This is a genomic window from Thermostichus sp. OS-CIW-20 (assembly GCF_054061455.1).
This window is the reverse complement of the sequence record NZ_JBSSEF010000013.1, coordinates 1-16,812: the sequence shown is the minus strand read 5'-3', so window position 1 is coordinate 16,812 and position 16,812 is coordinate 1. Positions and strand designations below refer to the sequence as shown.

Here is a 16,812-nt window from a genome sequence, read left to right as displayed (position 1 = left end):
GAGCCCCAAGTAAAAAGCTTAAAAAATGCCAAAAGTTCTCCACCCTTCTTCACAAGGGGGGCTGAGGCAGGCGGAAGAGGCGGGCGGCATTTTGGCTGGTCTGTCGGGCCAGGTCTTGCAAGGGGATCTGCAACAGCTCCGCCAGGGTTTGGGCCACCCGCTGCACATGGGCCGGCTCGTTGCGCTTGCCGCGGAAGGGGGTGGGGGCCAGGAAAGGGCAATCGGTTTCCACCAGAAGCTGGGACAGAGGCACCTCCTGGGCCGAGCGGCGCACCGTCTCAGCGTTCTTAAAGGTGACGATGCCGCTAAAGCTGATGAAGCAGCCCAGCTCCACAAACAGTCGCGTCTCCTCCGGGGATCCGCTCCAGCAGTGCATCACCGCCCGCAGCGGCCCCCTGGCAGCCATGGCCTCCCTCAAAATCTCGTAGGTGGCTGCTGCCGCCTCGCGGCAATGGACGATCAGAGCCAAATCCTGCTCCTGGGCAAGGGCAATGTGGGCGCGGAAGGATTCTGTTTGCCGCTCCACATCGGCCGGGTCGGACTTGTAGAAATCTAGGCCTGTCTCCCCAATGGCCACCACTCGGGGGTCGCCGGCGGCCAACTGGGCGATCTTTTCGGCCAGATCCGGCTGCCACTGGCGCGCCTCCAGAGGGTGCAGCCCCACCGACAAAAACACCTCCGGATACTGGTCGGCAATGGCCTGCAATTGGGGAAACTCCGCCGGCGTTACGCAGGAGTGCACCAGTTGCTGGATCCCGGCCTGGCGCCAGCGCTCGGCCACCTGCGGCAGATCTTCGGCAAAATCGGGATAGTTCAAGTGGACGTGGGTATCCACGAGGGGGGCAGCGGGCAAGACGGCGGTGCTCAAGGCTCAGCTCCCGAACCAAATGTTGCGGACTCTATCCAATTGTAAAAGCGGTTCCCGGCCTGCTTGGGGTGGGGGCTGCTGCGGGAGGAGCAGGATGATCCATGATGATTGAGGAAACCTTACGCTGGAGGTTTGCTATGGCCCGTACTCCCTCGACCATGTTGCCTCTGGGCACCCCTGCCCCTGACTTCAGCCTGCCCGATGTGGTGAGCAGCCAAACCATTTCCCTCTCCACCTTTGCCGACAAGCCGGCCCTGTTGGTGATGTTTATTTGCCAGCACTGCCCCTATGTGAAGCATGTGCAAGAGGAGCTGGCCCGCATTGGCAGAGATTATAAGGATCGCGGCGTCGGCATTGTAGCCATCAGCGCCAACGACGTGGAGAAATACCCCGACGACAGCCCCGAGAACCTGAAGAAGATGGCCGAGAGCTTGGGCTTCACCTTCCCGTTTTGCTACGACGAAAGCCAAGAGGTGGCCAAGGCCTTCACGGCGGCCTGCACCCCCGACTTTTTCTTGTTCGACGCGGAGCGCAAGCTGGTGTACCGCGGCCAACTGGACGACAGCCGCCCCAGCCTGCCGGATGTGCCGGTGACGGGCAAAGATTTGCGGGCGGCGCTGGATAACCTGCTGGCGGGCAAGCCCATCGATCCCGACCAAAAGCCCAGCCTCGGCTGCAACATCAAGTGGAAACCCGGCAATGAGCCCGACTATTTCAAGCAAGCCTAAATTCGCCAGCAACCCTTGGGAAAGCCTGAGCCGACCGGCCAGCCAAGCCCGCCGGGCGCCTCTAGTAGGGGTGGGCTTGGGGGAATCTGCGGAAAAAGTAGCCAGGGCAGTTCCGGGTTCCTTTGTGCCAGCAGGCTGCAGGCCTTGAAGCTAGGGTTTTTGCCTGCGGCGGCGCCCAGGGTTTTCCCCTCTCCCAGGGGGCTGCGGCATCAGCCGCAAGTTCTGGGTAGCCCAGGGCGCAGAACTAACTCTGACAAACCGGAAAGGACTCCAAAGGCAAGCTGTAGCCGCGGGGAGAATCTCAACATCCTCGATGAATCCAGAGATAACCTCGGGTTAATCTTCCTGGGGTAGTTTAGCGATGGCTGACTCTTGCCAAAGGCAAAAATTGCAGGGGGCGAAGGTCGAAGTGGATTTTCACTGTCGCGATCTGGACGCGATCTGAAATCCGAAAATGCCTTTGCCTTTGGCAAGTTGGTAGCGGAGTCCAGGTCAAGCTCTCAAGCGAGGGAAAACGATGAAGCGTCCTCTACCTTTGTTGGCGGTACTCTGGAGCCTGGTTTTTGCCCAGCCCCTTGGGTGGGGATCCCTGAACCCAGCCTGGGCCAAGCCGTCCGGCACCTTGCGTTTGTACACTTCCCAACCCGATGCAGATGCTCAGAAAACCGTGGCTGCGTTTCGGGAAGTTTATCCAGAGGTTTCGGTGGAGATCTTTCGCTCCGGCACCGAGGAGGTGATCAGCCGCTTTTTGCTGGAAGCCGAAAAGGGTAGTCCCCAGGCTGATGTGCTGCTGGTGGCCGATGCGCCTACTTTTGAGTTGCTGAAATCCCGCAATTTGCTGGAGCCCTACTGCAGCCCTGAAGCCAAGGCCATCGCCGCCACCTACTACGATCCAGACTGCCACTATTTCGGCACCAAGATCCTGGCCACGGTGATCGTTTACAACACGGCCAAAGCCCAGCCCGTGGATAGCTGGGCGGCCCTAGCCCAGGTTCCGGAAGGCCAACTGGTGATGCCCAGCCCCACCTATTCGGGTGCTGCCGCCTACAATTTGGGGGTGATCACACGCACCCCCGGCCTGGGCTGGGAGTGGTACGAAGCCCTGAAAAAGAACAAAACGGTGCTGGTGCAGGGCAATGGCGCTGTCGCCCGCAACGTCGCCAGTGGCGAACAGAGCTACGGCATGGTGGTGGACTTTCTTGCCATTCGCAGCCGCAACGAGGGATCCCCAGTGGAGGTGGTCTATCCCAAGGAGGGTGTGCCATTGATTACAGAGCCGGTGGGAATTGTAAAAGGAACGCCCAACCTGGAAGCTGCCCAGGCTTTTGTGGACTTCTTGCTGTCTCAGAAGGGGCAGGAGGTTGCTGCAGGGATGGGCTATATGCCACTGCGGCAGGATGTCACACCTCCGAAAGGGTTCCCCGCCTTGAGCGAGCTGAAGATCTTAAGCGTGCCGGCGACGGAGTTGGCCGAGAGCCGCGAGGCCGACAAGGCTCGCTTTGCCAAGTTGTTTGGGGAATAGGTTGACATCAAGCTGGCCAGACGCTGGCCAAGTCTTGCGGTGGAAGGACTTGAGCAAAGGGTTGAGGCACCCCATTATCCCCTGGCTGGTGGCTGTAGCCGCCCTTGTGACTCTGACCCACGTCTATCCCCTCTGGAGGCTGCTGCAGCGGGCCTTGGGCGGCGAAGGTGAGAACATCCGCTGGTTGCTGGAAACGCCTCGCGTCCATCTGGCGCTACGCCATAGCCTTTGGGTGTCCGCGGCCTCAGCGGCGCTGGCTCTTGGGGCCGCTCTGCTGCTGGCGGTGCTCACCACCCAGACGGATCTGCCGGGCCGCGGGATCCTACGGCTGCTCTTTTTGTCTCCTCTGGTGATTCCGCCCCAGGTTTTGGCCTTGGCCTGGATCCAGTGGGCTGGGCCGGTGGGCTATCTGCAGCAGGGGCTGCGCTGGATTTTGGGGGGTCAGGGATCCCTGTGGAGCCTCTACACGCCGGGGGGGATCATCCTGCTGCTGGCTCTTTTTGTGCTGCCAATTGCCTACCTGACGCTGGTGGCGGGCTTGAGCCGGCTCTCCAAGCAAGCTCAGGAGGCGGCCCAACTGGATGGGGCCAACCTGCTGCAGGTTTGGCTCTTCATCACGCTGCCCCTGTTGCGGCCCTCTGTGGCGGCAGCAGCGGCGCTGGCCTTCTTGGGGGCCTGGGGCAATTTCGGGATCCCGGCCTTGCTGGGGATCCCAGGACGCTACCTGACTTTGCCCACCCTGCTGTACCAAGAGGTGATCAACTTCGGCGGGGATGGGTTTGGGCGCAGCGCGGCGCTGGCGTTGCTCTTTGGCCTGCCGGCCCTCTTCTTTTTGGCCTGGTCACAGCAGCCTCAGGCGGGGCTGGATCCGGGCGAGGCCCCTCCGGATCCCTATCGCTTGGGCTGGCTGGGTTGGCTGCTCAGCGGGATCCTCTTTGCCGCAGCCTTGCTGGTCATCCTTGGGCCTTTGCTGGCCATGGCTGCAACTGCCCTGCTGCGGGCCTATGGCCTGCCCTTGGTCTGGTCTAACCTGACGCTGGAGCATTTCCGGCTGGTTCTGTTTGAGCTGGAGCGGGCCCGCCGCGCCACGCTGCACAGTTTGGGTTTGGCGGGAGGAGCAGCGCTGCTCTGCAGCGGGATGGCGACGATCTTGGGCTACGCCCTGACCCGGCTGAAAGCACGGCTGCTGGCGCTGCTCAGCTTCATTGTGGACTTGCCCTATGCCCTGCCGGGCCTGATTTTTGCGTTGTCCCTCATTTTGGTGTGGTTGCCCCCTCCCCTGCCGGGGCTGAGCCTCTACGGCACCCTGTGGCTGATCCTGATGGCCTACTTGGGGCGGTTCTTGGCCCTGGCGCTGCAACCGATGCAAGCTGCTTGGCGCAGCCTGGACACCAGCCTGGAGGAGGCGGCCAGCATCGACGGGGCCTCCCTGCTGCAAACTTTTCGCTACATCCTGCTGCCCCTGCTGGCACCGGCCTTGACAGCAGCGGTGTTGCTGGTGTTTTTGCAATCTTTTGCCGAGCTGACCCTCTCCGCCCTCTTGGTCACCTCCCGCTCAGAAACCTTTGGGTGGCTCATCTTTGGCTTGCAACAGGGGGGCTACACCCACCAGGCAGCAGCTCTGAGCACCCTGCTGGTACTCGTTCTCTTTGGCTTGGCTGCCGGGATCCAGGCGCTGCGGCGGCAGGTTGGGCAGCCTTAAGCAGGGGATCCCACCAGATCCTTCACGGATGGGGGTCGATGGTGGTGGTGCGACGGATGGGTTGCCCCTTCAGGATCCCCGGTTTATAACCTGCTCTTAATGTCGCTGCGCTAGTATCAGTCCTGCCCTTAGTGGATGCGACTGCATTTTATTATGAATACCCGTCGGACTTTCCTGGCTGCTCTGGCCGGCCTGGCGGCTGCCGCTGGTGCTGCCTTCCTGGCTGCTGACAGCTTTGCCCAGTCTCCTGCCAACGTCAAAGTTTGGATTGCCTTTACCGATAACCGTCTCGATTGGGCCCGTCAAAAGGCGGCAGAGTTCAACAAGCAATTTCCTCAATACAATGTAACTGTTGAGGGCTACGGCAACTACGAAGAAATTCAACAGGCCACCGACCTCGCTATTCAACAAAAAGCCGCTCCGGCAGTGGTGCAGTGGTTTGAGGTGGGCACCCAACGGGCACGGGATTTCGGCTACTTCAAGTCCATCGCCGAGGCGCTGGGCAACCGCACCGAAGTGAACGGGATCCCGGTGAACTTCGAGGATTTTATCGAGCCGGTGGTGAGCTACTACACCCTGGATGGCAAGTTCACCTCCATGCCCTGGAACAGCTCCAGCCCCATCCTCTACTCCAACACCGCCATTTTGAAGAAGGCCGGGATCGAGAAGCCGCCGGCCACCTGGCAGGAGCTAGAAGCCGCCTGTGAGAAGATCATGGCGCTTCCCGACGCTCCCCAGGGCTGCGTCACCTGGCCCAACCACGGCTGGTTTTACGAGCAGTGGATGGCGCAGCAAGATGCTCTCTTGGCCAACAACGAAAATGGCCGTGCCGCCCGGGCCACCCAGGTCTTTTTGGACTCGCAGCCCTCGGTGGCTATCGCCACCTGGTGGAAAGGGATGTATGACAAAGGCTACTACATCTACAGCGGCAAGCAGCGCGATTGGGCGGCCACGGAGCAAGCCATCCAAACCGGCACCGTCGCCATGGCCATCACCAGCAGCGCCGACGCGGCCAACATCACCAACGCCGCCAAGCAGAACAACATCGAGCTGGTCACCACCCGCATGCCCTACAACGCCGACAAGGGTTGGACGGGGAACTTGATCGGGGGCGCCAGCCTTTGGTTGGTGAAGGATCTGCCCAAAGAGGTGGAAGAGGGGGCGCTGACCTTCATGTTGTGGCTGAATAACACCGAAAATGCTGCCGAATGGCACCAAGTGACCGGCTATCTGCCCATTCGCAAAAGCTCGGTAGCCTTGCTGGAGTCGAAGGGCTGGTTCAAGGAAAACCCCAACTTCTTCACTGCTATCGACCAAATCAACAACTCCAAGGTCACTCCTGCCACCCGTGGGGCGTTGCTGGGAGCCTTTCCTGAGATTCGCAATGTGGTAACCCAGACCATGGAAGATCTCATGCTCAAGGGCGGGGATCCGGCCCAAGCCATGGCCAGGGCCAACGAGACTGCCAACCGGCTTCTGGCCGAGTACAACTCCCTCTATCAGTAATTGGTCAGGAGCTGGGCTACAGCAAAGCAAAATCTGAGGATGGGGGGTGGGCGGCGGCCTGCCCCTTTTTGGCTTTTGCAAGGTTGGATGGGAGAGAGAACATGGGGAAATGGATCCAAGTGCTGCTGCCGCTGCTGGCGGGGTTGTCGGGGGCCCTCTGGGTGGGATCCCGTTTTCGGCGCATCGAGCGGCCTGTGCTGCTGGGGGCGGCTCTGGGGGGGCTGGCAGGAGGGTTGGGATCCCTGATCTTCATGGTGCCGCTGGATTTTTGCACTTTTGAGCCGGAGCGCAAGGCCATCGACATGGCCTTTGGCGTGGGGCTGGTGCTGGCGGGCATGGCCATCCCCCTCTGGCCGCTGCTGGCCTGGATCCGCAAGGAGCGGGAGCGCCGCCTGGGGATCCCCAGTGCAGCTCCCCAAGAGAGGGGTATCTTCAAGCAGGGGTGGCTGGCCTGGCTGCTCTTGTTGCCCACCTTCGCCATTTTGGTGGTGTTTCTCTACTATCCAGGGCTGGATACCCTGCGCCTCTCCACCCTGCTCACCTTTGTGGGCGCGCCGCGCAGCCGCTTCGTCTGTGTGGACAACTTTACCGCTCTGCTGACGGATGCCACCTATCTGCGCAGCCTGGGGATTACCTTCGCCATTTCGGCGGCCATCGTGGTGTTGGGGCTGAGCGGATCCCTGTTGATTGCCACGCTGGCCTACCAGCCCATCCGCGGGGCGGCAATCTATCGCATCTTGCTGATCTGGCCCTACGCCATTTCGCCAGCAGTGGCCGGTATCATCTTTTTCATTATCTTCAACCCCTTGGGCGGCGTAGCCAACTACTTGCTGGGGTTAGTAGGGATCCCCCGTTTAAACTGGCTCAGCGATCCCAACTTGGCCCCTTGGGTGGTGATCTTTGCTAGCGTTTGGAAGCAGATGGGCTACAACATTTTGTTTTACCTTGCCGGCCTGCAAAACCTGCCCAAGGATTTGCTGGAAGCGGCTGCCATCGACGGGGCCGGGGCAGTGCGTCGCTTTTTTGCCATCACCCTACCGCTGCTTTCTCCCATCACCTTCTTTTTGGTGATTACCAACATGACCTATGCGTTTTTCGATATCTTTGGCACCATTGACTTGCTGACTGCTGGGGGCCCTTCCGGATCCACCTCGGTGTTGATCTACGAGATCTACAAAATTGGAGTGTCTTCTGGCAATTTGGGCAGGGCTGCCGCGCAATCCATCGTCCTGTTTCTCATTGTGGTGGGGCTGACGATCCTGCAATTCCGCACCACCGAGCGGAATGTAACGTATGGGGGATAACGGGGCTGGGGGAGAGAGCAAAATCTAGGATTCGTCAGCTTCCGACGGCTTAGAAGGGTCAGACAACTCGCGCCATTGCTTGAAAACATTGCCTAGGTTGCGGCGGAACTCGTCAATCCCCAGCAGGGATCCCGGCTCTGGATCCCAAGAAGCCGAGAACACGCCGTAGCTAATGCCCAAAAAGCCAAGGCCGAAAAAGGCCAGCGACTCCACCAAAGTAAAGTAGGGGGGCAGGGCTATCACATGGTTGGTTAAGAGATAGTAATTGACAAAAAAGCTGCTCAAGCCAAGGCCAGAAGGGATCCCGGAAAAGACCAAGATCCGCCGCACCATACGCCGGCTGACCTCAGGGGGAATGACAGCAACCGGCTCTCTTTGGGTCGGTTGCGTCTCCACCTGAGCAGGGGTAGAGCTGGAGCGGCGGCGGGAGGCTTTGGAATAGCGGCTGGACTTGCCCACGAAGGTAGCTCTCCGACAGTGATTTAGCTAGCTGCCTACTTTTTCACCCGAATGTTCAACCGTTCGGCCAGCTCCCGGAAGCGGTCGGGAGAACGTTTGGCAATGTAGTTGAGCAGCCGCTTACGCCGACCGATCATCATCATTAGGCCGCGGCGCGAGTTGAAATCTTTCGGGTTTTTCTGAAGGTGCTGCGAGAGTTGGTTGATACGGCTGGTTAGAAGAGCAACTTGTACCTCGGCAGAGCCGGTGTCAGTGTCGTGAAGTCGGTAGGTCTCGATAATCTCCTGCTTCTCTTGCTGCAGTAAGGCCATAAGTTCACAAAAACTGGATGCACTGCCTCAGAATGATAACATCGGCTTTTCGTCCTTTGCTATAGCCGGGTTAGGGGGAGAAAAGGAGATGACGACAACTTCTGGGGATCTGCCGGCCTTGCTGGAGCTGTTGAGCTCTCAGAACTTGGGGGATCGGCTGCGCGCCGTCAACAAGGCCAGAGAGCTCCCCGCGACCGAAGCCTTGACGCTGTTGCAGCGAGCTGTAACCGACGAGAATGCCCGCGTCCGCTATGCCGCCATTAGCCAATTGGGCACCCTCTCCGGCGCAGGTGTCGACCCGGCTGCCCTTTTGCCGATTCTGCGACAGTTTTTGCGAGAGGACCCCGAGTTCGATGTGCGGGCTGCCGCCGCCGCCGCCCTGGGGGATCTGAAGCAGCCACAGGCCCTAGACGATCTGCTAGAGGCTTACCGGCGAGAGACGGAGTGGCTGGTGCGCTTTAGCATTGTCGCCGCGCTGGGCGAGCTGGGCAACCCCGCCGCCTTCGACACCCTAGTGCAGGTTTTACAGGAAGGAGACGAGCTGCTAACAACAGCCGCTGCCGCTGCCCTGGGAGATCTAGGGGATCCGCGGGCCATCCCCCATTTGGAGCCCCTCATCGATTCGGACGATTGGCAGTTGCGCTACCGCGTCTGCATTGCTCTAGCCCAGCTCGGCACCGAAGCCGCCCGCCCCGGCCTAACCCGGCTGGCCCAGGATCCCCAAGAGCAGGTGGCCGCCCACGCCCGCACCGCCCTGGCATCTCTGTAGGCAGCAAGACCACCAAAGCTTGCCTCTCCACCGCCCAGACCGGCCTCCCTCCTCAAGAGAGGCGAGCTAGCTCATGGCATTGATGATGTAGTCGAAATAGGGGGCAGCCTCGGCGGCGGAGTCCGGATCCAGCAGGCTGAGGGCTGCTTCCTTCAAGAACACGATCGCATCGATCATACCGGCAATGGGCACGTTGAGGGCATTGTACATCTCCCGCACCCCTATCAAGCCGATGGACTCGATCGGCTCTTTGCTGCCGGCAATGATGCCATAGGTCACCAGGCGGAGATACCAGTCGTAGTCCCGCAGGCACTGGTTATAGCGCTTTTCGCCGTAGGCATTGCCGCCGGGTTGTATGTATTCGGGTCGCTTGGCAAATAGCTGCTTCTGCGCCTGATCGATAATGCGTTTTTTGTTCTCAGTTAACACCTGAGCGATCTGCAAACGCTTCTCGCCGCTGCTCATGTAATCTTTGATAGCTTGCAGTTCGCTGACGGAGAGATAGCGCAGTTGGTCGTCCGCGGTCTCGATGATCTGGTTGATCACGCTCACGGTAGGAATTCTCCTGTTTGCTAACTTGCTTTCAATTCAATTTGTTCACCAATCCGGCACCCATCCCGCAAGCCAAAGCTCGGCTCAGGAGATGAGAATATGGCCCAGAAAGCCAGCCTTGCCGCTTGCTCTCAGTTTAGGATAGGGCGAGCTTTCCCTCAAGCACCCACCCTGCGGGGCAGCGACCTCAGATGCGCCCCCGCAGCCATTGGGCCATCTCGTTGCGCCGCGGAGCCGCCTCCAGACACACCTCCTCTGTAATGCGCCCCTCTTGGTAGAGCCGAAACAGCGACTGGTTCATGGTACACATCCCCTCGTAGGAGCCGTCGGCAATCAGCTCCTCGATCTCGTCCACGGCACCCCGTTTGATGTAGTCGCGGATGGCATCGGTGTTGCGCATAATCTCGTGGGCAGCGGTGCGCTTGCCGTCGGTGGTGCGCACCAGCGTCTGGGCAATAATTGCTACTAGAGTCTCGGCCAGTTGCAGACGCATTGGCTCCTGCTCCTCTGGCCGGTAGATCCCCAAGAGACGCTCGATGGTGCGGACGGCGCTGTTGGTGTGCAGGGTTCCAAACACCAGGTGGCCCGTCTGGCCGGCCTTGAGAGCCGTATCCACGGTTTCGCGATCCCGCATCTCCCCGATGAGGATGATGTCCGGATCTTCCCGCAGCGAAGCCTTGAGGGCGTTGGCAAACTCCAGGGTGTGGATGCCGACCTCCCGCTGCCGCACCAGCGATTTCTTACTCTGGTGGACGAACTCGATGGGATCCTCAATCGAGATGATGTGCTTAGCAAAGTTGGAGTTGATGTAGTCCACCATCGCCGCCAGGGTTGTGGACTTCCCGGAGCCGGTGGGGCCTGTCACCAGTACCAGGCCCTTGTGCTCCTCGGCAATGCGCTTGAGCACCTCCGGCGCCCGCAACTGCTCCAGCGTCAAGATCTTGAGCGGGATCAGGCGCAGCACCATGGCAGGCCCTAGCAGAGAAACAAAGCAGTTAACCCGGCAGCGCACCAAGCCCTCGTACTGGATAGCGGTATCCAGCTCCAGGCACTCCTCAAACTGGCGGATTTGGTTCTCCGGCAGGCTTTCCCGCAGCCAGCTATAGAACACCTCGGTGGTGGTGACCGGGTAGTTGCCTATCACAATTTGCCCCCGATCCCGGAAACGGGGCACCTCTCCCACCCCCAGGTGAATATCCGAGTAGCCTTTTTCGTAGGCTTCCTGCACCAGTTGGCGCAGCGTCGGTCCAGCGGGGGCAGACTTAGGAGCAGCGGCGGCCACCGGGATCCGTCCAGCAGCCGTGGGGCGAGCCGGCGGCCCAAAAGGCGGAGCAGCCGAACCGGGGCTGGGGGGAGACACCTGAGGCCGGGCAGCAGGAGCTGGAGGGGGCGGAGACATCTGCGGGGGAGTGGCAGGGCCCGGCATGGGCACCGGCGTCTGCGGGGGGGCGACGGCCACATCTGGGGGGACGGGCCGGCCCAAGATGGGCTTGGGGGCGCTGGGGACAGGACGGGATCCGCTCCCGACAGGGGGAGGAGCAGCCCTGCCCAGCACCGGATCTAGCTGGGTTGGGGGTTCTGCCGAGGGCGCTTGCGCGGCCGCACGCGCGGGGCGCTGGATAACAGGCGGGGTCGGCGGCTTCCAACCGGAGTCTAAGTCGGTGGGAAATTGATTTTCGGGGCTAACCTCGCTCATAACAGGCCTCGCTTCTGGCAGGATCTGCGTCGATTTTAAGCTAGTATGCCCAGCCAGAGCAGAGGATTAGCTTTCTTGCCGGCAAAGCGCCGCGGCATCCTTAAAGGTTGGACGGGTGGCGAATGAGGCTCAAAAACTCCTCCCGCGTGCGGGGATCCTCCTGGAACACCCCCACCATCGAGCTGGTGACCGTCCAAGAGCCCGGCTTTTGCACCCCCCGCATCACCATGCACATGTGGGTAGCCTCGATAACCACCCCCACCCCATAGGGATCCAGCATGGTCATCAAAGCTTCCGCGATCTGGCGGGTAAGGCGCTCCTGAACCTGCAGGCGGCGGGAGTACATCTCGACAATGCGGGCGATCTTGCTCAGGCCCACCACCTTTTGGCGGGGGATGTAGGCAACATGGGCCTTGCCGATAAAGGGCAAGAGGTGGTGCTCGCAGAGGCTGAACAAAGTAATATCCCGCAGCAGCACCATCTCGTCGTGGCCCTCGTCGAAGATGGCGCCGTTGATGAGATCTTCCAGGGACTGCCGATAGCCGCTGGTCAAAAATTTCAGGGCGGCCACCACCCGCTCCGGCGTTTTCTTGAGGCCCTCCCGCTGCGGATCCTCCCCAATTCCCCGCAGCAACGTCTCCACTGCCGCTACCATCGCCGGATCCAGGCTCTCTGAGCCCTCGGGCTCTTGCCCCGCCGCATGGGACAGATCTCGGACAAGGCGAGACTTCAGGTTGGCTTTGTCGTTGAGTCGAAACTCGGCACCGGATCCAGGCTTGGCAAGAGTCATAGCAGGATATTCCTTGGGTTGAACGAAGGGTTGAAGGAACTTGTCGAGGGAGGCGGTGCAGGCAGATCTCCTCAAAAGCTCAGTCACAAAGGCCGTTACAGGAAAAGCCAGCTCCAGCCCGGCCTAAAAGGCCCCTGCTGCCGGCATGAGGGTCAGATCTTCCACCACAGCACCCTTGGGCAGGCGAACGATGTGGGCAATCAAGTCCGCCACCCACTCCGGCGAGAGCATTTTGGAACGGTCGAAATCGACCTGAACTGTATCCCAAAGAGGTGTATCCACAGCTCCGGGACACAGGCTGGTCACCCGAATGCCATGCTGCCGTTCCTCTGCGGCCAGGGCTTGAGAAAAGCCCAGCAGGCCAAACTTACTGGCGCAGTAAGCCCCCCAATTGGGAAAGGCTCGCTTGCCCGCAATGGAGATAATGTTGACAATCGTGCCGCAGCGCTGCCGGCGCATCGCCGGCAGGACGGCTTGGGCACAGAGAAAAGCTGCCGTCAGGTTCAAGTCGATCACCCGCTGCCAATCGGACAAAGATAAGGTGGCCAAAGGCCCGACATGGGCTATGCCGGCGTTATTGACCAAGACATCACAAACACCAAATTGATCCAGGAGAGCCTGCAACCGCTGCGGCAGGGCTCTTAAGTCGGCCAAGTCGATGGGAAAAACCTCCGCCTTTCCTCCCTTTGCCTGGATCTCCGCCTGTACCCCCAGCAAATCGGGATGGGAACGGGCCACCAGAGCAACTGCCACCCCCTGCCGAGCTAGGGCTAGGGCCACTGCTTTGCCGATCCCTCGACTGGCCCCCGTAATCAGGGCACGTTCGGGAAACTGGGTCTCAAAACTCATCCACAATAAAACTCTGGGATGCGCCGTCGAGAATAAGCGCCACCAGAGCCTGGGAAACTCCGTTAACCCAGTGTAACACTAATTCCTGCCTGCCCCTCCAAGCAAACAGGAAAGACTGGCATCGATCCCTCTCCGCCGCCCTCTAGCTGACTGGCGTCGGGCCGGGAAGGATCTGAGGTATGGTAGTCTGGTAAAGATAGTGAAAATCTTTTGCAACAACGATCATGGCCGAGTTTTTGATTTCCTCGACGTCCACCGCTGCCCGGACGGACTCTCCCTACATTCTTGAGGTTGAGCACATCAGCAAGGGGTTTCCCGGCCAGCGGCAGTTGGTTTTGCAGGAAGTGGCGTTTCGCCTGCCCCAGGGAGACATTCTGGGGATTGTCGGCCCATCGGGCTGTGGGAAGACCACTTTATTGCGCACCATTGCCGGCTTTGAGCAGCCAGACAGCGGGCGGATCCTGCTGGGGGGGCGAGTGGTGGCCGGGGAGGGGCAGTGGATCCCACCGGAGCGGCGGGGGGTGGGGCTGGTGTTTCAGGATTTTGCCCTGTTTCCCCACTTGGATGTGTTGGCCAATGTGATGTTTGGCCTCCGGCCCACTGCCCTGTTCGCGTCGGCAGCGGGGGGCGGCAGTCGCTCCTCCTCGGCTGAGGTGGGAGGCGCTGCCCAACAGGCGCGGGAACGGGCTGACGAGGTGTTGCGGTTGGTGGGTCTAGAGGACTACGCCCACCGCTATCCTCATGAACTTTCAGGCGGGCAGCAGCAGCGGGTGGCCCTGGCCCGAGCTCTGGCCCCCAAGCCCAGCCTAATCCTTTTGGATGAGCCGTTGAGCAACTTGGATGTGCAGGTGCGCTACTACTTGCGGGAAGAAATCCGCAAAATCCTCAAGCAAACCCAGACCTCGGCCATTTTCGTTACCCACGACCAAGAGGAGGCTCTCTGCCTTTCCGATTGGGTGGCGGTGATGCGGGAAGGGCGTATTGAGCAATGGGGATCCCCGGAGGAAGTCTATCGGGAGCCGGCTACCCGCTTTGTGGCGGAATTCATCGCCCAGGCCAACTTTCTTCGCTGTGAGCGGCGGGAGTTCGGTTGGCAAGCTGAGGGGCTGCTGCACATCCCATTTCAGGCTTTGAGGGATCAGCCCGATCCCCATCTGCGCCAGGGAGAGCTGATGATCCGGCAGGAGGAGTTACGTCTGCATCCCAATCCCCAGGGGAGAGTTACCATTCGGGATCGACAGTTTCTGGGGCGAGAGTATCGCTATTGTCTGGTTACAGAGACGGGCAAGCAATTGCACGCCCTGGCGCGGGAAGCTTTGCCGGTGGGCACGCGGGTTCAAGTTACCGTCGAGCAGGGCCGTCTGTTTCCCATTTCGGAACCTCAGTCAGTAGCGGGATCGGGAAGCAAAAGCTTTGCCTGATGGGATCTTTGCCCTCAGCCCAGGCGCCCCACGCCGCTGCCGCGTTCCCAGGATCCTGCCTTCTCAGCCCAGACTCTACAGCCAGAGGATGGAGGGGCTATCTGTATTTGGTGTGGATCCGCTTTGCTAGACTCCGTATATAGTAGGAGGTGATGCGGGATCCCCACCCAAAACGAGGGCTTTACCCCTCGACAGGGGTTGAGCAAATGCTTTAACCTTGCCTTCTAGGGTGGCCCAGGGGGCGCTCGTCAAAAAGGGTAGAGGGGCGTAGTGTCAGCAAGGGCCAGCTTCGCCAGGCGCTGTCCCCAAAGTCCCAAGAGTGCGCCGCATGGCCAGCCTGAGCTGTGTTGAGCAAGGTGAGCTTGGTCAGCTCCTCTTGGGCAGAGGTCGTCGGTTAGTGTTTCAGGGATCTGACCCAATAGCAACGAAGACAAGGCGTGATGCCAGGAGTAGAGATGAAAATGATGCGCGGTAATGCAGTGCCGCTTTTGGGATCCCTCTGCCGCCGTAGAGCTCAGGCAGGCGGGCGGGCCGCGTTCGTAGCGGCAGTTCGCAGCACCCTCCTGCTGGGGTTGGCGGGGGTGATCTGGGGGGGAGTTCCTACTTTTGCTCAAGGGGGGCCCCTCTCGACTCAGGCAGTGGCAGCCCCCATGAGTCGTCAAGAAGTGGCGGAGCGGCTGAATCTGGTGCCGGTTTTTGCCATTGTGTCTCAGAACGGCACCCCTGTGGTCGCTAACGTAGAGCGGGAGGGTCGCACCATCCAGGTGGCTTCTTTCTGGCTGGATCAGAACCAAGCCCAGCAAGCGTTGGATCAGGTGAAAGCCAAGAACCCTGAGGTGGGCCAGCAAGCCCAGGTGGTGCCCATTCCCTTGGGCTACGCCTACGAAAAGTCGGAAGAAGAGCGGGCCAAGAATAGCAATCTGTACTTTGAGGTGGTGCCTCGGGCTGCTGATGTGGAGGCGGCCAAGCAAGTGCTGAAAGAAACGGGTCAGGAGGTGCCGCCGGAAGTGATCGGCGTGCCGCTGTTCTATGGCCGCTCGGGAGAGGGGTTGCTGACCATCGAGCAGGATGGCCAGGAGGTGGTGCCTTTCTTCTTCGACCGCAACGACCTGAAGGGGGCTTTAGACCGGGCGGCGGCGCAGAACCCCGAGGTGGTCGGCAAAACCCAGATCGAGGTCACTTCCCTGGCCATCGTGGTGGAGCGCATGTTAGCCCCTGACGCCCAGGAGGATGTGCAGAAGATCGCTTTCATTCCGCCGCGCGCGTCGCTGGAGTACGTGCAATCGTTAATTCGCTCTGCCACTCCCCAGCCTCAGCGGCGTTGACCTAGCTCCTGATGGGATCCCCCTCTGCGCTGGTGCAGCAATTGCTGGCCTGGCGTGCCCAGGCTCTGCAGGCGGCGCAAGCCGCCGGCATCCCTCCTCAGGAGGTGGAACTTCTGCTTAGGGAACGGCTGGGCTGGGGATCGTTGGAGCGCTTGCTGGGTCGGCCCCCGACGCTGCAGGGGGATCCGCTGGCGGAGGTAGAGGAGCTGTGGCGGCGCCGGCTGACAGAGCGCATCCCCCTGCAGTACCTGCTGGGAAGGGTAGAGTGGGCAGGTTTGAGCTTGCGGGTAACGCCAGCGGTGTTGATCCCGCGCCCGGAGACCGAGCTGCTGGTGGAGCAAGCCTCCCTTTGGTTGCAGTCTAACCTGCTGCCGCCGGGATCCCCTTTTGCCGACCTGGGCACCGGCAGCGGGGCCATTGCCATCGCTTTGGCCCAGGGGCATCCCCAGTTGCAGCTTCTAGCGGTGGACGTGAGCCCAGAGGCTTTGGCCGTTGCGGCAGCCAATGTGGCGGACTATCATCTGCAGGAACGGGTGAAGCTGTTACAGGGATCCTGGTTTGCGCCTTTGGATCCCTGGCGAGGTCGGCTGCGTGGCCTGGTTTCCAACCCGCCCTATATCCCCACCGGGGAGCTGGCCTACCTCATGCCCGAGGTACGGCTGCACGAGCCACGACAGGCCCTCGATGGCGGGGAAGATGGGCTGGTGCACTTGCGGCTTTTGATTCAAAAAGCACCGGATTACTTGGCCCCCAACTCCTTTTGGGCGGTGGAGGTGATGCAAGGCCAAGCCCCTTGGGTGGCGGAGCAGTTGCAGGCCAGAGGCGGCTATCAGCAGATCCAAGTCCACCGGGATTTGGCCGGAATTGAGCGGGTGGTCAGCGCCCACTTCGTCGGCTAGAAAGTTGGGAAGAAAAAGCATGACTCTAGTCAATGATATGCTGGACTATACTGAAAATAATGCCCAGTATGTTCAGTATGGCTGCTTGGTATGGCTAGGTATGTAAAACCG

Annotated in this window: 16 protein-coding genes; 9 read left to right on the top strand and 7 right to left on the bottom strand. The window is 60.6% G+C overall.

Annotated elements, in window-relative coordinates:
- Positions 1 to 49: 49 nt before the first annotated feature.
- Positions 50 to 868 (bottom strand): TatD family hydrolase, encoded by an 819-nt coding sequence (locus ACVWXC_RS06695; protein ID WP_228375368.1) that lies wholly within the window; start codon positions 866 to 868, stop codon positions 50 to 52.
- Positions 869 to 1,005: 137 nt separating this feature from the next.
- On the opposite strand from ACVWXC_RS06695, the gene ACVWXC_RS06690 reads away from it, so the two are divergent.
- From ACVWXC_RS06690 to ACVWXC_RS06670, 5 genes are all read left to right on the top strand, one after another.
- Positions 1,006 to 1,596: a thioredoxin family protein gene (locus ACVWXC_RS06690; RefSeq protein WP_457391761.1), complete on the top strand. Its 591-nt coding sequence runs from the start codon at positions 1,006 to 1,008 to the stop codon at positions 1,594 to 1,596.
- Positions 1,597 to 2,113: 517 nt separating this feature from the next.
- Positions 2,114 to 3,118: an ABC transporter substrate-binding protein gene (locus ACVWXC_RS06685; RefSeq protein ID WP_414402431.1), complete on the top strand. Its 1,005-nt coding sequence runs from the start codon at positions 2,114 to 2,116 to the stop codon at positions 3,116 to 3,118.
- Between the two features lie 61 nt (positions 3,119 to 3,179).
- Positions 3,180 to 4,820: an ABC transporter permease gene (locus tag ACVWXC_RS06680; protein ID WP_457391759.1), complete on the top strand. Its 1,641-nt coding sequence runs from the start codon at positions 3,180 to 3,182 to the stop codon at positions 4,818 to 4,820.
- A gap of 153 nt (positions 4,821 to 4,973) precedes the next feature.
- Positions 4,974 to 6,326 (top strand): ABC transporter substrate-binding protein, encoded by a 1,353-nt coding sequence (locus tag ACVWXC_RS06675; RefSeq protein ID WP_457391757.1) that lies wholly within the window; start codon positions 4,974 to 4,976, stop codon positions 6,324 to 6,326.
- Positions 6,327 to 6,427: 101 nt separating this feature from the next.
- Positions 6,428 to 7,630 (top strand): carbohydrate ABC transporter permease, encoded by a 1,203-nt coding sequence (locus ACVWXC_RS06670; protein WP_457391755.1) that lies wholly within the window; start codon positions 6,428 to 6,430, stop codon positions 7,628 to 7,630.
- 24 nt (positions 7,631 to 7,654) lie between these two features.
- On the opposite strand, the gene ACVWXC_RS06665 is transcribed toward ACVWXC_RS06670, so the two are convergent.
- Together ACVWXC_RS06665 and rpsO are read right to left on the bottom strand one after the other, a co-directional pair.
- Positions 7,655 to 8,089: a PAM68 family protein gene (locus ACVWXC_RS06665; RefSeq protein ID WP_011431559.1), complete on the bottom strand. Its 435-nt coding sequence runs from the start codon at positions 8,087 to 8,089 to the stop codon at positions 7,655 to 7,657.
- Positions 8,090 to 8,124: 35 nt separating this feature from the next.
- Positions 8,125 to 8,400, bottom strand: coding sequence for a 30S ribosomal protein S15 (rpsO, locus tag ACVWXC_RS06660; protein WP_011431560.1), 276 nt, complete (start codon positions 8,398 to 8,400; stop codon positions 8,125 to 8,127).
- An 88-nt stretch (positions 8,401 to 8,488) separates the two neighbouring features.
- Between rpsO and ACVWXC_RS06655 the strand changes: the two genes are divergently transcribed.
- Positions 8,489 to 9,169, top strand: coding sequence for a HEAT repeat domain-containing protein (locus ACVWXC_RS06655; RefSeq protein ID WP_099812700.1), 681 nt, complete (start codon positions 8,489 to 8,491; stop codon positions 9,167 to 9,169).
- Positions 9,170 to 9,235: 66 nt separating this feature from the next.
- Here the strand turns inward: ACVWXC_RS06655 and apcD are convergent, their stop codons facing one another.
- The 4 genes from apcD to ACVWXC_RS06635 all read right to left on the bottom strand — a co-directional run bounded on the left by apcD (position 9,236) and on the right by ACVWXC_RS06635 (position 13,056).
- Positions 9,236 to 9,721, bottom strand: coding sequence for an allophycocyanin subunit alpha-B (gene apcD, locus ACVWXC_RS06650; RefSeq protein ID WP_011431562.1), 486 nt, complete (start codon positions 9,719 to 9,721; stop codon positions 9,236 to 9,238).
- A 187-nt stretch (positions 9,722 to 9,908) separates the two neighbouring features.
- Complete coding sequence (locus ACVWXC_RS06645; protein ID WP_228375371.1) at positions 9,909 to 11,417, bottom strand: PilT/PilU family type 4a pilus ATPase; 1,509 nt, start codon at positions 11,415 to 11,417, stop codon at positions 9,909 to 9,911.
- Between the two features lie 100 nt (positions 11,418 to 11,517).
- The gene (gene folE, locus ACVWXC_RS06640; RefSeq protein ID WP_049749847.1) at positions 11,518 to 12,126 is read right to left on the bottom strand and encodes a GTP cyclohydrolase I FolE; all 609 of its coding nucleotides are present in this window, start codon (positions 12,124 to 12,126) and stop codon (positions 11,518 to 11,520) included.
- A gap of 204 nt (positions 12,127 to 12,330) precedes the next feature.
- Positions 12,331 to 13,056 (bottom strand): SDR family oxidoreductase, encoded by a 726-nt coding sequence (locus tag ACVWXC_RS06635; RefSeq protein WP_099812698.1) that lies wholly within the window; start codon positions 13,054 to 13,056, stop codon positions 12,331 to 12,333.
- Between the two features lie 224 nt (positions 13,057 to 13,280).
- On the opposite strand from ACVWXC_RS06635, the gene ACVWXC_RS06630 reads away from it, so the two are divergent.
- The 3 genes from ACVWXC_RS06630 (at position 13,281) to prmC (ending at position 16,701) form a co-directional block, all read left to right on the top strand.
- The gene (locus ACVWXC_RS06630; RefSeq protein ID WP_011431566.1) at positions 13,281 to 14,477 is read left to right on the top strand and encodes an ABC transporter ATP-binding protein; all 1,197 of its coding nucleotides are present in this window, start codon (positions 13,281 to 13,283) and stop codon (positions 14,475 to 14,477) included.
- 455 nt (positions 14,478 to 14,932) lie between these two features.
- Positions 14,933 to 15,802, top strand: coding sequence for a Tic22 family protein (locus tag ACVWXC_RS06625; RefSeq protein WP_099884443.1), 870 nt, complete (start codon positions 14,933 to 14,935; stop codon positions 15,800 to 15,802).
- A gap of 11 nt (positions 15,803 to 15,813) precedes the next feature.
- Positions 15,814 to 16,701, top strand: coding sequence for a peptide chain release factor N(5)-glutamine methyltransferase (prmC, locus tag ACVWXC_RS06620; protein ID WP_041438671.1), 888 nt, complete (start codon positions 15,814 to 15,816; stop codon positions 16,699 to 16,701).
- Positions 16,702 to 16,812 lie beyond the last annotated feature (111 nt).

Coding starts and splice junctions, on each gene's coding strand:
- ACVWXC_RS06690 (WP_457391761.1), top strand. CDS start 1,006: ATGGCCCGTACTCCCTCGACCATGTTGCCTCTGGGCACCCCTGCCCCT.
- ACVWXC_RS06685 (WP_414402431.1), top strand. CDS start 2,114: ATGAAGCGTCCTCTACCTTTGTTGGCGGTACTCTGGAGCCTGGTTTTT.
- ACVWXC_RS06675 (WP_457391757.1), top strand. CDS start 4,974: ATGAATACCCGTCGGACTTTCCTGGCTGCTCTGGCCGGCCTGGCGGCT.
- ACVWXC_RS06670 (WP_457391755.1), top strand. CDS start 6,428: ATGGGGAAATGGATCCAAGTGCTGCTGCCGCTGCTGGCGGGGTTGTCG.
- rpsO (WP_011431560.1), bottom strand. CDS start 8,400: ATGGCCTTACTGCAGCAAGAGAAGCAGGAGATTATCGAGACCTACCGA.
- ACVWXC_RS06655 (WP_099812700.1), top strand. CDS start 8,489: ATGACGACAACTTCTGGGGATCTGCCGGCCTTGCTGGAGCTGTTGAGC.
- ACVWXC_RS06645 (WP_228375371.1), bottom strand. CDS start 11,417: ATGAGCGAGGTTAGCCCCGAAAATCAATTTCCCACCGACTTAGACTCC.
- ACVWXC_RS06635 (WP_099812698.1), bottom strand. CDS start 13,056: ATGAGTTTTGAGACCCAGTTTCCCGAACGTGCCCTGATTACGGGGGCC.
- ACVWXC_RS06630 (WP_011431566.1), top strand. CDS start 13,281: ATGGCCGAGTTTTTGATTTCCTCGACGTCCACCGCTGCCCGGACGGAC.
- ACVWXC_RS06625 (WP_099884443.1), top strand. CDS start 14,933: ATGAAAATGATGCGCGGTAATGCAGTGCCGCTTTTGGGATCCCTCTGC.
- prmC (WP_041438671.1), top strand. CDS start 15,814: ATGGGATCCCCCTCTGCGCTGGTGCAGCAATTGCTGGCCTGGCGTGCC.